The sequence below is a fragment of the Desulfurispirillum alkaliphilum genome, from assembly GCF_055378285.1.
Window position 1 is genome coordinate 194,310 of record NZ_AP042405.1, and the last position, 14,856, is coordinate 209,165.

General features: G+C 56.0%; 10 protein-coding genes and 1 pseudogene. 2 read left to right on the forward strand and 9 right to left on the reverse strand.

What is annotated here, in order from left to right; translation table 11 throughout:
• Positions 1 to 73 precede the first annotated feature (73 nt).
• Positions 74 to 265: a DUF6485 family protein gene (locus ACZ46I_RS00920; protein WP_013505262.1), complete on the forward strand. Its 192-nt coding sequence runs from the start codon at positions 74 to 76 to the stop codon at positions 263 to 265.
• A 29-nt stretch (positions 266 to 294) separates the two neighbouring features.
• Positions 295 to 1,419, forward strand: a complete 1,125-nt coding sequence (locus ACZ46I_RS00925; protein ID WP_464281153.1) for a saccharopine dehydrogenase NADP-binding domain-containing protein — start codon at positions 295 to 297, stop codon at positions 1,417 to 1,419.
• Positions 1,420 to 1,450: 31 nt separating this feature from the next.
• On the opposite strand, the gene ACZ46I_RS00930 is transcribed toward ACZ46I_RS00925, so the two are convergent.
• From ACZ46I_RS00930 to ACZ46I_RS00970, 9 genes and pseudogenes are all read right to left on the reverse strand, one after another.
• The gene (locus ACZ46I_RS00930; RefSeq protein ID WP_464281154.1) at positions 1,451 to 3,889 is read right to left on the reverse strand and encodes a PAS domain S-box protein; all 2,439 of its coding nucleotides are present in this window, start codon (positions 3,887 to 3,889) and stop codon (positions 1,451 to 1,453) included.
• Positions 3,890 to 3,967: 78 nt separating this feature from the next.
• Positions 3,968 to 4,681 carry a response regulator transcription factor gene (locus tag ACZ46I_RS00935; protein ID WP_013505259.1) on the reverse strand — a complete coding sequence of 238 codons (714 nt, stop codon included), beginning with the start codon at positions 4,679 to 4,681 and terminating at the stop codon, positions 3,968 to 3,970.
• A gap of 92 nt (positions 4,682 to 4,773) precedes the next feature.
• Entirely contained in the window at positions 4,774 to 7,368 is a 2,595-nt protein-coding gene (locus ACZ46I_RS00940; RefSeq protein WP_464281155.1) for a response regulator, read from the reverse strand.
• Positions 7,369 to 7,372: 4 nt separating this feature from the next.
• Entirely contained in the window at positions 7,373 to 8,236 is an 864-nt protein-coding gene (locus tag ACZ46I_RS00945) for an HDOD domain-containing protein (protein ID WP_013505257.1), read from the reverse strand.
• A 2-nt stretch (positions 8,237 to 8,238) separates the two neighbouring features.
• Positions 8,239 to 8,580 (reverse strand): hypothetical protein, encoded by a 342-nt coding sequence (locus ACZ46I_RS00950; protein ID WP_013505256.1) that lies wholly within the window; start codon positions 8,578 to 8,580, stop codon positions 8,239 to 8,241.
• Between the two features lie 26 nt (positions 8,581 to 8,606).
• Complete coding sequence (locus tag ACZ46I_RS00955) at positions 8,607 to 9,590, reverse strand: chemotaxis protein CheW (protein ID WP_464281156.1); 984 nt, start codon at positions 9,588 to 9,590, stop codon at positions 8,607 to 8,609.
• A 214-nt stretch (positions 9,591 to 9,804) separates the two neighbouring features.
• Positions 9,805 to 11,487, reverse strand: a pseudogene (locus tag ACZ46I_RS00960) (methyl-accepting chemotaxis protein); the annotation flags it as partial.
• Positions 11,488 to 11,824: 337 nt separating this feature from the next.
• Positions 11,825 to 13,321: an NADH-quinone oxidoreductase subunit N gene (locus tag ACZ46I_RS00965; RefSeq protein ID WP_013505252.1), complete on the reverse strand. Its 1,497-nt coding sequence runs from the start codon at positions 13,319 to 13,321 to the stop codon at positions 11,825 to 11,827.
• Positions 13,322 to 13,334: 13 nt separating this feature from the next.
• Positions 13,335 to 14,843 (reverse strand): complex I subunit 4 family protein, encoded by a 1,509-nt coding sequence (locus ACZ46I_RS00970; RefSeq protein WP_013505251.1) that lies wholly within the window; start codon positions 14,841 to 14,843, stop codon positions 13,335 to 13,337.
• Positions 14,844 to 14,856 lie beyond the last annotated feature (13 nt).

Genomic DNA, 14,856 nt, shown 5'->3' on the forward strand with positions numbered 1-14,856 from the left:
ACTTCCCCTGCGGCGAAATGATCTACTGCCTTTCGCGAAAAAAATTGGTACAGTTTTTCTCTGGAGGTGAAAAATGGACTGCAAACCCAACACGAAGGATTGTGCCTGCTCGTATCCCGGCTGCCCACGCCACGGTCGCTGCTGTGAGTGCGTCGCCTACCACCGTGGAAAGAATCAGGTGACCGCCTGCTTTTTCTCCCCGGCTGCAGAGCGAACCTATGATCGCTCCATTGCCAATCTCGCCAGAGACAAGGGGCTGCTCTGAGCCAGAATCATGGCGCCGCAAGAACCTGGATGATCTATGGCGCCACCGGCTTTACCGGCAGACTCATCGCCGCCCAGGCAGTCACAGCCGGGTTGCGGCCGATTCTGGCTGGCCGCAACCCCAAGGCAGTACAGGCACTCTCCCGCAGCCTGGAACTTCCCTGGCGCGCCTTTGACCTTGGTGATGAAAAAGCGCCGCACTCCCTGGCCGATATTGACCTGGTGCTGAACTGCGCCGGCCCATTCAGCCATACGGCTCCCCACCTTGGCCAACTCTGCGTGCGCAGCAAAACGCACTATGTGGATATTGGCGGAGAACTTCAGGGGCTGGAAGCACTTCAGGCACTTCATCAGCAGGCACAGAGCTCCCAAGTGGCCCTGGTGGGCGCAGCAGGGCTGGCTGTTCTTCCCACAGACTGCATGACCCGGATGCTGCTGCCCGGACTTCCCGATGCCAGCAGACTCACCGTCGCCATCCAGTACAGCGACCACCCCAAAGGCTCCCTGCTGGGGAGCATCCTGCGGGCGCTGCTGGGAATGAAGCACGGTATCATGGTCGGGCCAGGCTCGGTGGCTACCGCCCTGGAAAGCCTGCGCAACCGGCCTGTCCTGCGCCAGGATTCACACCTTTGCCAGGTACCCTGGGCCTCGCGCCTCCTGCAACGCCCCATCTTCCGCCATGGGCCAACCCTGGGCGTCATCTTTCCCTGGGGCGACGTCATCTGCGCAGCGCACAACCACAGCATCCCAAACGTTGAGGCATACCTGGCCGTCCACCGCTGGGAGCTCATGGCTATGAAGTGCCTGAACCTGGTACAGCCACTGCTGCGTCCGAAAATTCTCGAGTGGTTACTGCAAAGGGCTGCCCGCCATCAATACGCAGTGCATTTCCACGAAGGCGCACGCAGCACCTTTTGGATACGGCTGGAAAACGCCACCGGCAAAGGGGTACAGGGACGGATGACCCATACCCCATCTTCCGCGCTGGCAGGCTATGATCTGACGGTGTACGGCAGCCTGGCGGTGGTGAAGCATATGCTGGAAAAGGAGATTCCCGGAGGATTCACCACCGGAGCGGGTGTGACAGGCAGTGATATCTGGCGAAGTATTCCCGGCCTGCAGTGGCATGGCGAGGAACCCGCACACCGACTCTAGCGGGCGGGCTCTGGTGGCGAGATCCAGCGGACTACTCCTGCTGTTCGCCTTCACTCTCGTCATCATCGGCGAACTGGAAATTATTGCGCCCCATGTCCTTGGCCTTGTACATGGCACCATCGGCTTTTTTCAACAGAGATGCCTTGTCCCTGCCATGATGGGGATAGAGGCTGATACCGACACTGGGGCTCGTGTGCAGGCAGTGCCCGTCAATGGTAAAGGGGCGTGCGATGGCCTCCACGATCTTGCTGGCCACCATCGCAGCGGCATCGGCTCCCGTGATATCCAGCAGGAGTATCACAAACTCGTCTCCCCCCTGGCGGCTGACAGTATCACTCTGTCGCACGCAGGCACACAGACGCTTTGCCACCTCCTGCAGCAGCAGATCACCCATATGGTGCCCGAGGGTATCATTGATGATTTTAAAACGGTCGAGATCCACAAAGAGTACGGCCAGCTGGTGTTCATTACGGCGAGCCAGCACCAGGGCTCTCTCCAGACGATCCTGCAGCAGGGCCCGATTGGGCAGACCGGTGAGCGGATCGTGCCAGGCCAGGTACTGAATACGTTCTTCAGCGGCTTTACGCTCGCTGATGTCGGAGAAGATGGCAATATAATGGGTAATGGCGTTGTCCGCATCCGTGGCGGTGCTTATACTCACCCACTGGGGATAGATTTCACCGTTTTTCCGACGGTTCCATATCTCACCCTTCCACTGACCCAGATGCAGCAGTGACTGCCACATCTGGTGGTAAAATTCCTCATCCTGACGGCCGGAGCTCAGAAGGTTGGGGTTGTGGCCAATCACTTCTTCACGACTGTAGCCGGTGATCGTGGTAAAGGCCTGGTTCACGGAGACAATGGCGTTATGGCGATCGGTAATGACAATGGCGTCCATGCTGCTCTCAAAAACCTTGGCAGCCAGGCGCAGCTCCTGCTCCGCCAGCTTTTCCTCGGTGACATCGTCGAATATGGCGACCACTTCTCCGGAAGGCAGGCGATAGACAAAGTTCTCAAAGTACCCCTGCCGCGAGTCATCATGATAGTGCGCAGGGGGAAAGTACTGTGGGGAGCCTGAGCGGTACACGTCCTGCAACACTGTCAGTAAACCGAAATCCTCCACACCGGGCAGTGCTTTGGTCAGATTACGACCGATCAGATCCTCTTTGCGGGCACACAGAATGCTCTCTGCCGACTTGTTCACATCTTTGAAGACAAAGACATCACCGCCACTTTCTACATCGTAGATGGCCACGCCGCTTTTCATGTTATCAAAAAGTTCGCGGTACTTTTTTTCATTCTTCTGGAGCGTTTCCATGATCTGGTGACGCTCCGTGATATCGGTGGCTACCTGCATGCGCACGACACTGCCATCAACCCAGCGGATTCCCTGGTCATGGCGCAGGAACCAGCGCCCCAGTGACGCATCGTATTCTTCCCAGGCGACCACTTCACCACTGGGGTTCCCATGTCGGTCAACCAGCGCCTGTTGAGCCGGGGCTGTATCCCGATTGAAACAGCTCCAGGGCTGTCCCTCAATGTCACCGTACAGTTTTCGGGCGTGGTGATTGACAAAGAGAATCTGCTCATCACCTTCCATCTGGGTGACGACGATAAGCGCATCCACCGCATCAAGAATCTTGCGCATGCGATCGGAGGAGTCCTTCAGGTAGTTCTCCATATCCTTGCGTTCGCTGATGTCACTCATGGTTCCCACCGCGCGCAAGGGTTTGCCGTCAGTGGCCCATTCGATGATCTTCCCCCGGGTCAGCACCCACTTGTAACTACCATCCTTGCAGAGCATGCGTTTTTCCACGACAAAGGTCGGGGTCTTGCCCTGGAGGTGGAGCTGTACCTCCCACTGGATCAACGGCAGGTCATCGGGATGCAGCAAATCCATAAAACTGGTGTAGTTGCTAGAGAGTTCGTGATCCGCGTAGCCCAGCATGGCCTTCAGGTTTTTTGAGAGGAACATGGCGTCCGTTTGGGTGTCCCAGTCCCAAACGCCATCCCCACTGCCCTCCAGGGCAAACTGCCACCTTTCCTCGCTTTGTCGCAGGAGTTTGATATTCTCCTCAAGGGCCTTCTGGTAACGACGCAGCGAAAGCATATTGCGAACCCTGGTGGTAAACTCAAGCATATCCAAAGGTTTCGTGAGAAAATCATTGGCGCCATGCTCCAGGGAGCGGTGTCGAATGTCCAGATCCTCGCTGGCGGTGATCATGAGTACCGGAACATGACGATGACGGGAGTTGCTTTTAAACTCACGCAGGAAGGTAATGCCATCAAGATCCGGCATCATGTAGTCGACGATGAGCAGGTCGATGTGCTGGTCCTGGCACCATTCAAGGGCATCACGGGAATTGACGAACCCTTCAAGCTGGCAGTTCTCCATATTCTTGGTCATCTGCTTCATCAGGGCCAGGATGGTTTTTGAGTCATCGACGGCGAGTATGATCATCTTGCTCATGAATACCAGTTCCTTGGGGGTGGATTATGGCGCTTCCGCAATCACGGATTCGGCCTCCTGCCTCCGGCAGGAGGAGTTTCACAAGGGAGAATCGGATGTCTTGCTTTGACACTGAGCCCGCAGGTACGCCTCTGTGCCTTCAATGGAGCGATTACACGGGGCTATGGTGGTCTGAGTGTCCAGCACCGGCAAATGGTCGCTGTTCAGAAAAAGGATCTCCCCGTCATCCTGCAGCTGACGCACAATGCGAAACGCTTCCTCCAGGAGTTCCTCGGAGTGCAGCAGTTTTCTGCTGGTTATATTTTTGGCCAGATGACCTTTCTTGCGCAGAAACTGATAGATCAGCGGAAAGACATACTCCTCTTCGTCATCGGGGCCGATGACGAGCATCTGGTCAGATTCCGCCTCAGTCCCGGGAGCTGCCAGCACCTCGCTGATCTTCTCCAGGAGATCAGAGACATTCACCGGCTTGATGAGAAAGGCATTCACATCCATGTCCACCACTTCAGAGAAGTAGTCCTCCTCGCTGAAAGCCGTGGCGGCAATAATCGGAACATCAGGGTCAATGGCCCGGATCTGCCGTATCATTTCCAGGCCGTTCATCACTGGCATATTGATATCCGTCACGACAATATCCGGACGATGCCGACGGAATAACTCCAGTCCCTCACGTCCGTCACCAGCCATATACAGTTGCTTGACCTTGTGGGCCAGTGAGCGCTCAAGGATCTTCTTTATAATAACTTCGTCCTCCACATAAAGGACCACAAGTTCTTTGAGTTTTTCGTCCATATCGGCGCCACTCCCCTGCATCAAAGGTTTTTATTTTATAACATGTTGTCGCAATATGTTGCCATCATTTTCCATGGGACAGTGCGGCTTTTTCACTGTCTGCCCGGCTCTTGCGACTTCGCAGGGACCTCTCCGGCAGCGCGATCCCATGTTCCGGTAGCCTCAAGGACTTTTGACAGCTGAGTCAGCTCCCTTTCCAGGCGGATATAAAGCAGCTCGATATCCTGCCACGCTGCCTGTCCCTGGGCGGCCCGCTCCAGGGTATTACACAGTTCAATGGCCACCGGCGCAGAGAAGTTTGCCAGCATTCCCTTCATGAGGTGCGCCTGCTGCTGCAGCGCAAAGCTCTCCTTGTCGGCGACAGCCTGAGCAATAGCCTGCAGCACGTAAGGATACTCTTCAATAAAGGTCTGGGCAATGATCGCGAACATTTCGCGATCACCGCCAAGGCGCTTCATCACCATATCCATATCCATGATATTCTGCTGATACTGGGGAGTCAGGCGCGCTGCTATGGCGAACTGTTCAAGGACCGGTTGCAGCAGCTCAGGGCGCACCGGCTTGGTAAGATGACCATCCATGCCGGCAGCAAGGCATTTCTCCCGATCCTGCTCCATGGCATTGGCAGTGAGAGCGATGATGGGCAGGTGGTTGTCCGTACCGCACTCTTTGGCCCGAATAGCCCGCGTAGCCTCATAGCCATCCATCACTGGCATCTGGCAGTCCATAAGAACAAGGGCATAGGTGTTTTTTTCGAGTTTCTCCAGGGCCTCGCGGCCATGGGCCGCCAGGTGCACCTCAAAGCCCATCTTCTCCAGCTGCATTCGGACTGCCAGCTGATTCACCCGGTTGTCCTCCACCAGGAGCACCGGCAGAACATCCCGCACCCCAGGTTCTCTGTCACCTTGTGTAACAGCTTTCCCCTCAGGAACCACAGGGCAAACGGCGCTCACAGGCTCAGACTGAACACTGCTGGTCAACGCACGCCACAGCTTTATGGAGGATATCGGATGGGAGAGGATGCAGGTGTCCATATTCGGGTCAAAGCCCATAGGCAGGCCATTGCTGCCACCAAAGGGCGTCAGGAGCACCAGACGGCACTGGCGGTGCAAAGCGAGCATCTGCGAGATCCATGCACCATCACCGGCAAGCTGCGCGCTCAGAATAACGACGTGAAAAGGCCGTTGACTCTTTCCCGTGGTGATAAGGGATTGCAGCGCCTGCTGGCGGGTGGCAGTGATGGTGCATTCCATCTTCCAGGCCCTGAGGTACTCGCCCAGCACGTTCTGATACTGGGCATCCTTCTCAATCACCAGGACGCGGAAAGGCAGCTCCGGCAACGCCCACTGCGGCTCAGCATGATTGAGGGCAGGCAGCAGAGGCAGCGTAAACCAGAAGGTTGACCCCTGTCCAAGGCGACTTTCAATACCAATTTCCCCCCCCATCAACTCAACGAGGTTGCGGCAGATGGCAAGCCCCAGTCCGGTGCCACCATATTTGCGTGTGGTGGAAGAATCGGCCTGCGTAAACGACTGAAAAAGTCGCTCGGCAACCTCAGCATCAACCCCAATACCCGTATCACAGACCTCGAAACGAATCAGGGGCGCCTGGCCACCATCACCGAGAATCTTCACCTGCAGCTGCACACTGCCCTTTTCCGTAAACTTCAGCGCATTTGAGAGCAGATTGGCCAGCACCTGACGCAGGCGCAGAGCATCGCCTCGCACATAGGCGGGAAGCTGTGGATCCACATAAGAAGTCAGGACAATGCCCTTTTTCTGGGCTGCCAGGGCAAAGAGTTCGGTCACGCCTTCAGTGAGTGAGCCCAGGGAGAATTCGGCCTCTTCGATTTCCAGTTTGCCGGCTTCTATTTTGGAAAAGTCGAGGATATCGTTGATAAGAGCCAGCAGGGCATGGGCCGAGTCAGAAGCAAGCCTGGCGTACTCCTGCTGCTCGTTGTCAAGGCGGGTATCCAGCAGGAGATCAACCATGCCGATAATACCGCTGAGAGGAGTGCGTAGTTCATGGCTCATGTTCGCCAGAAACTGGCTTTTGGCACGGTTGGCTCCCTCGGCCTGATCCCTGGCACGTTCAAGCTCAGCCGTGCGCTTTTCCACCAGTTTCTGAAGCCTTTCGTTATCCTGGGAGAGCAGCCGGTACAGCTCAGCGCTCTCCAGGGCGTAAGCGGTACTCGTCAGAATTATGGAGAGCAGCTCCATGGTAGCCACCGAAGTGCGATGCATGGAGCCCTGTCGCAAGCCATAAAACATACCTCGAACGCGATTGCGGGTGGTGAGCACGTGCAGAATCTGCGCGCTGTCAGCAGTGTCACTCTCCCCAACGACCACGGGACGATTCTGGTTGATGGCCCAGGCAAATTCACCATTTTCGATTATAATATCCAGTGCCCGCTGAATCTCCGCGCTCCGTGAAGCCGGATGACTGAGCACCAGATCAAAGCTTGAGTCATCTTCATTGACCAGCAGGAAACCCATCTGGGTAAAGTGAAAAACCTGATTGAGGTATTCGAGACTCCGCCGCAGAATCTGATCGAGATTCGCCTGGTCGCGTGTGTTGGTGTGAATATCGCCCATGGAAGCGAGAATGCCCAGGGAGTGGGCGTACCAGCGAAGATTCTCTTCCAGCAGCTCAACCCGTTCCTGCAGCGCCTGCATGTTCGTAGCCATAGGCTCACCCGCCAGCTGAGGAGAGGAGGAAGATGCTCACCGCATCCTCGTATTCACGATCAACCTGCTGCAGAATTGGCTCCAGCTTGGCCACACCAAGATTCAGATTCTGCGACAGGCTGGCGTCAAGGGGCGGAACACAGGCCTCACCGGTTCGCCCGAGCTCCATGGCGTGGGCAATGGCATCCGCAAGATGCACGATATAGGCGTCCTCCATGTGGTAGCGGGCCTGGGAGGGATCATGATGATGGGCGACGGGATCACGCATGGAGACAGGCAGTTTCCAGCTTTTCAGCAAGGCGGCACTGATAGCGGAATGGTCAAAGCCGAGCACCCGCGCTTCCGCCTGGTAGAGGGGCAGAGACTCCTCTGCACCTATCCGGAAAGCCTCGATCGCCAGCGCAGAGTAGCCTCCGTAGAGCACCAGACGTCCAATATCGTGCAGCAGGCCCAGCAGATAGTAGCGCTCGGTGTTGCCGAGGCGACAGTAGCCCGCAATGACTTTGGCCGCGATGCCACAGCCAATACTGTGGCGCCAGAACTGCTCCATATCCACCAGGTCATTGGGAAGCCCGTTGAAGAGGTGCGTAACGCTGGAGGCGATAACCAGCTCACGCAACTGTTTGGTGCCGATGAGGGTTACCGCCCGCGAAATGGTATCAATCTTCTCAGGAAACTGGTAGAGAGCACTGTTGGCCACTTTCAGCAAGTGGGCTGAAAGGGCGCTGTCCTCAGCAATAATATTCGCGAAGTCGTTGAAGTTGGAGCGCGGATCCTGCAGGGAGCGATTCAGGCGGTGGACAATTTCGGGCAGCGATGGCAGCTGCCCCATGGCGCTGATAAGTTCGTCCGCGCTTTGTATCTGCATGATCACACCCCCGCTGAAGCGCGCATGAGGATGCGCTGCTGCGCCAGGCGCTTCAGCTCAGCGGTGCAGGGGTCATCGCTGGAAGATGCATAGCGGAAAAGCTGCGCGACACGTTTGCGCGCAGCCTCGATTCGGGCGGGGTCTATATGCTCCAGGAGCTCATCGGCGGAGTCGGGATCACTGCCGTACACGGCAACTTCTGTTACCCCCCAGGTCTTCAGAACCTTGATATGCTTTTCGGTAATCTCTGTATCAGCCGAAAACAGCAACCGCCCGCTCTGATCAAAGACATCGGCGGAGACCACCATTCCCACTTCAAGATACTTGGTTCGTATTACCGGCACCGTCTGTGTTCCTTTTCGCCCGCGGTTTACGGGCCAAAAATATACCTGTCGACCATCTCCACCAGTGTACCGATTTCCGGTTTGGTCACCGTGTCATCGGCCCCTACCAGCAGAGCCTTGCGACGGTTTTCCTCGCTCATAATTGACGAGAACATGATGACTGGCAGTTTTACATATATTTCTCTTTCACGCAATCGTTTTACCAGATGCATACCGTCCATGCGCGGCATCTCCACATCGCTGATAATCAGACTGACATGATCCCCAATGTTCCCACCTTCCGAGTGGGCGATCTGTTCAAACTCCATCAGCATGTCATAGGCTTCGGCGCCATCGTTAGCGCTGATAACCCGGTAACCTGCAGTGATCAGGGTTTTTTCGATCAGCTTCCGGATAAAGGCGGAGTCATCCACCGCCAGTACGGTTTTGTCACCACGACGCTGGACCATCTGCTCACTCTGCAGCACCTTCTGATCCAGGGAGATATCATAACTCTCCATACTCTGCGCCGGATTGATGTCAGCAAAGATCTTTTCAAAATCCAGAATCATGATGAGTCGTTCCTCCATGCGGATAACAGCAACCACACAATCGGTGTCGCGGCTCTCCAGGAACTGGCTTGGCGACTCAACGTTTCCCCAGGAAATCCGGTATATCCGCGTCACTCCATCCACCAGAAAGCTGCTGAACTGTTTGTTGAACTCGGTCACGATGACCCGTTTCTCACTGAGATCAGACGCGACGGGAATCTTCAGCCAGTGGGCGATATCCAGCAGGGGGATCAGTCGCTCACGCAGGTTGAAGATACCAACGACGCTGGGGTGGGCATTGGGATAGTCAGTGGTCTCGGGAACCTTGATAATTTCCCGCACCTTGGCGACATTGATGCCAAAGTAACTTATCTTTTCACTGCCGTCAGGCAACTGCCGCCGCAGCTGAAACTCTATGATTTCAAGCTCGTTCGTCCCACTCTCCAGCAGAATCTCCTGTTTACTTGCGTGAGCTGTCATAGAGCGCTATCCTTTTGATATCATTTGCGCCACCCTCGGAAGAAGAGGCTGTCCTGAAGGCGCTGATATGCTGCCGCACCTCAGCTGCCAGCCGCGCCAGGTCACCTGCGGCAAAGGAAACCTCCTCCGAAGCTTTGGCGGTCTCTTCCGAAGCCGACGAAATGGACTGAATATCATCATTGATATGGTCGGTGGTCTTGGACATCTCCTCAATAGCGGCCACATTATCTTCAATCAGGTGCATCAGGGCGTCCATCTCCCGCAGAATACTGGCGAAAGCCCCACTGGTCTGTTCCGAAAGCTGTGCGCCGTTCTGAACCTTCTCGTTCACCTTGGCCAGGGCGTTTGTCACCGTGTTCACCCCGGTCTGAATTGTCTTGACGATACCGATGATTTCACCTGTCGACTGGGTGCTGCGCTCGGCCAGCTTGCGCACCTCGTCAGCCACCACGGCAAATCCTCTGCCGGCATCGCCGGCACGGGCCGCCTCAATGGCGGCGTTGAGAGCCAGCAGGTTGGTCTGATCGGCGATATCATTGATCACCTGAATGACCTCTTCCACCCGGCGACTCTTCTCTTCCAGTTCGCGGGCAGAGTGTGCCGTGCGATCCACTTCGCTGGCAATGGTAGTCATCTCCTGCACCGACTGACCTACCGTATCGCCACCAGCCCGGGCAACCTGCAGCGCATTCTGCGAGCTTCCCAGCACCTCTGACATATTGCGGGCAACCACATTGACGGTCTCAGCCATTTCGCTGACCGCTGTGGATATCTGTGTGATCGCCTGGGCCTGCATGTTCATGCCCACAGACATCTCGTTGGATGAACTGCTGAGCTGCTCGCTGGATGAAGCAACGCCTTCCGTGGAAGCCCTGACATTGGTGATGATCCCTTCTGTTTTCGCCAGGAACACATTGATATTATTGCTCAGGCAGGCCAGCTCATCGGAGCCCTGTTCAGGCAGCCGCACCGTCAGGTCTCCATCGCCCACTGCCAGGTTCTCCGTCACGCTGCGCACTTGATTGAGCGCCGTAAGCACCGACTGGGAGATGACATAGGCTACCAGTGTGCCAACAATAACCGCAATCACGCTGATAGATATAAGCGCCGCACGAAACCCGGCGATATAGGATTCATAGATACTGCGATCCATCGCGATTTCCAGCACACCCAGGGGATTGCCGGAGAAATCGGTAACCGCCCGGCCCAGCACGCTTACCGGCACCCCGTCAAGCTCACCTTGCAGCATCACCTGCTGGTCGTTGCGTGCAATCCGACGGGCCTGTTCCTCACTGAAGAATGAACCGGCATCGCGGAAAGTGGACGCAAAGGTTTCCACCTTTGCGTCACGTACGGTATACAGAGCGACATCCACACCAGAACGCTCCTTCACCGACTGAAAAAAGCTCTGACCAAAAGAAAAGCCGAATTCTATGGAGCCCACATGCCTGCCATCAACTTGGATGGGCGCAACTCCCCGCAACCCGAGCCCCGCGACACCGAACTCGAGCCCGCCGACCGATTTCCGGTCACGGTTGGCAACCACAACGGTTTCGCGAAATGACGCGAGATCATCGCCATACCGGTCAAGCAGATGCAGTCGCAGCATGGAGACCGCGGGAGGTGAGTGGAACTGGAGCTGACTGAGGCCGTGCTCGTGCTTCAGTTTCTGAAATACTTCCACAAAAAGCTCTGCCAGACCCTCACGATCCTCCCGCACAAACATCTCCTGGGCCAGGGGCATTGCCGCCACGGCTTCGCTGAGAACAATCGAGAGTTGTCGCTGCGCTTCAATCTGGTTCATGATGCCCTGGAAGTGGGAATTCAGCTCGCGCTGTTCAGCCGCATGGCTCATCTGCAGCGTCTGGATGCGGGCGGTGAGCAGCACTGCCAGCATCAGAAACACAAACAGCCCTCCGAATCCAAGGTACAGTCGTTTTGATATTGATATTCCCCGCAACCAGCCCATATATCCTCCCATTTCCGTAGCATTTGTCACATATCATCTATAACACTCCATATGAAACATTGCAAAGGATGTTTCCTGATCCTGTTCTGAATTGCATCAATTGCAGCACACAAGGAAGAAATCCCCTGACAGACGCACTCCTTCGCAGCTCACTCTTGTGAATAATACCACAAAGGGAATTTCACTGTCGGGAAAAAGAAAACTCCCGGAAACCCTCATGGGTATCCGGGAGCTGTGAAGCATGGAATATCAGGGGAACAGATGCCTAGAGGCGCTCCATTGACCAACGGATGACATTGATAATGGGCTCTGCCAGGAACATGGTCAACAGGATACCGGCAAAGCTGAAGCCCAGCGCACTGGTAACGCCAGCACCGGAAGGAGATGTCTCCTTCAGTTCCACGGTCTGCTCGTCAAAGTACAGTGCCTTGATAACCTTGGCGTAATAGAACAGGGAGACAATGCTCATGAGCAGACCCAGCAGGGCCAGCCAGATATACCCGCTCTGCACCGCCGCCCCAAAGAGGTAGAATTTCCCCAGGAAGCCGATGAAGGGCGGCAGGCCCGCCAGACTCACAAAGCAGGAGGCGGTGACAAAGGCCACAGCCGGGCTGCGTTTGGCCAGGCCGGCAATATCACTGATCTCGGCACTGCCCGCCATGCGGCTGAAGTGCATCAGACCAGCGAAAGCGCCAATATTCATGAACAGATAGCCAAAGAGGTAAAACACCGCAGAGGTGGCGCCATCCAGGAAGGCGATATTGGCTGGTGTGTCATTGACGGCCATGAAGGCCACGATGCCAACCAGCACATAACCGGCGTGGGAGATACTGGAATAGGCCAGCAGGCGCTTGACATTGGTCTGCGCCAGCGCCGCCATGTTCCCGAGAATCATACTGGCAGCCGCGATGACCGCAAAAGCCACCGCCCACTGTCCTGCCAGGGCATCCAGACCATTGCCCATGAACACATAGTCAATGAGACGGATGATGATGGCAAAGCCCGCAATCTTGGAAACCACGGACAAAAATGCGGTTACGGGATATGAGGCGCCCTGGTACACATCGGGACACCACTGGTGGAAAGGCACTACGGCCAGCTTGTAGCCCAGACCACCCAGAACCATGATCATGGCCATGGTGGCAGCGGGGCTCGACTCACCCTGCAGCACCTGTCCAAGCACCGCGCCAGCTTCCGCCAGATTGAGCGTTCCGGTCAGGCCGAAGATGATGGCAAAGCCGAAGAGCATGACCGCTGAGGATACTGCTCCATAGAGCATGTATTTAAAGGAAGCCTCGGCGGCGAAAGCCTTCTCCCGCTGCATGCCTACCAGCACGTAAGAGGTAATGCTCAGCAGTTCCAGGCCCAGGAACACGGTCACCATGTTTCCGGCACCCGCCAGCACCATGCCACCCAGGGTGGCAATGGCAATCAGGTAGTAGAATTCGCCCTCTTTGGTCTGCCGCTCGCGCGCATAGACAAAGGACATCATGAGAGTCAGAATACCGCCACAGAGCATCATGACCCGGAACCACCAGGAGTAGCCCGTGTGCTCAAACATGCCCGAGTAGGTAAACGTGGTTGCGTAATCCTTGATGCCGATCAGAACTGCCAGGGCCGCTATCAGGCCCAGTATGCACATGTAGCCGACCGCATGTTTGTTCTCCTTGCGGATGAACAGGTCAGCGACCGTGGCGATGAATATGGCTGCTATGACCAGCAGTTCGGGAAATATCATAATGAGATCCGCTTGGTGCGTCATGTTTTCCCCCTTCCTAACCTAACAGCCCGAGGAGCTGAACTGTCGCCGGGTTGATAATATCCAGTATAAGGAATGGCAGGATACCGGTAAGCATGACGACAAACAGACAGGCGAACATATTGAATTTCTCCAGACCGTTCATATCCCTGAGCCCATTCCACACTGCCTTGCGGGGTCCAAAGAAGACCCGCTCCTGCAGCCACAGCATATAGGCTGCTGACAGAACCACACCCAGACAGGCGATGATGGTCAGCACGGGGAAGGCCTGGAAGGCGCCCACATAGGTGAGAACTTCAGCGATAAAGCCATTGAAGCCTGGCACACCCACGGCGGCAAAAGAGGTGATCAGGAACAGGGCCGAAGCCATGGGCATCTGCTGCGCCAGGCCGCCCAGTTTGGCGATGTCTCGGGTGTGGGTGCGGTCGTAAACCACGCCCACCATGAGGAACATCATGGCTGTGATGGTGCCGTGGGCAAACATCTGCAGAATACCGCCGTTAAAGGCCATGTGGTTGAGACTGGCCAGACCGAGGAGGATAAAGCCCATGTGGGAAACGGAACTGTAGGCGATGACCTTCTTCATATCCGTCTGGGCCAGGGCCAGCATGGCGCCATACACAATATTGATGACACCAAGCACCGCCAGAGTGGTGGCCAGGTACTGGGTTGCCTCGGGGAAGAGGCCGAAGTTAAAGCGGAACAGGCCGTAGGCACCCATCTTCAGCAGCACACCCGCCAGCAGAACCGAAACGGGAGTGGGCGCTTCCACGTGAGCGTCGGGCAACCAGGTGTGCAGGGGCACCACCGGCAGCTTGACGGCGAAGCACAGGAAGAAACCGGCAAACAGGAGTACCTGTACAAACATGCTCAGTTCACGCAGGATTCCACTCTGGGAAACAGTCACGTAGTCGAAGCTGTAGGCTCCAACAAAGAAGTAGATGGCCAGCAGGGAGATAAACATGCCCGCGGAAGCCAGTACGGTGTAGAGAATGAATTTGGTGGAGGCATACTCACGGCGCGCGCCACCCCAGATTCCGATCAGGAAGTACATGGGGATCAGCTCCAGCTCCCAGAAAATGAAGAACAGCAGCATGTCAACGGAGGTGAATACCCCGATGAGAGCCGTCTCCAGGAACAGGAAGAGGGCGAAGTAGAGCTTGGGCCGCTTGTCACCGATATTCCACGATGCCAGAGCACAGATGAACAGCAGGAACGTGGTCAGAACCACCATGGGCATGGACAGCCCATCCACCGCCACGTCATAGCTGGTGTTCAGGAAAGGGATCCAGTTCCAGGTATCGCGGAACAGGTACTGGTTTTCACCACCGGCATGGGGCCAGTAGGCAAAAGCCATAACGAGGGAGAGCACGAATACCGTAAAGGTGGTTGCTGCCGCAATAAAGTGGGGAGCCTTCGTGTTCTCCGACTTGCCCTGCAGGGCAATGATGAGCACACCAATCAGAGGAATGAGCATCAATGCCGTGATTGACAGGGTATTGAGTTCGGTTGGATTCACAAACATATATTACTCCTCC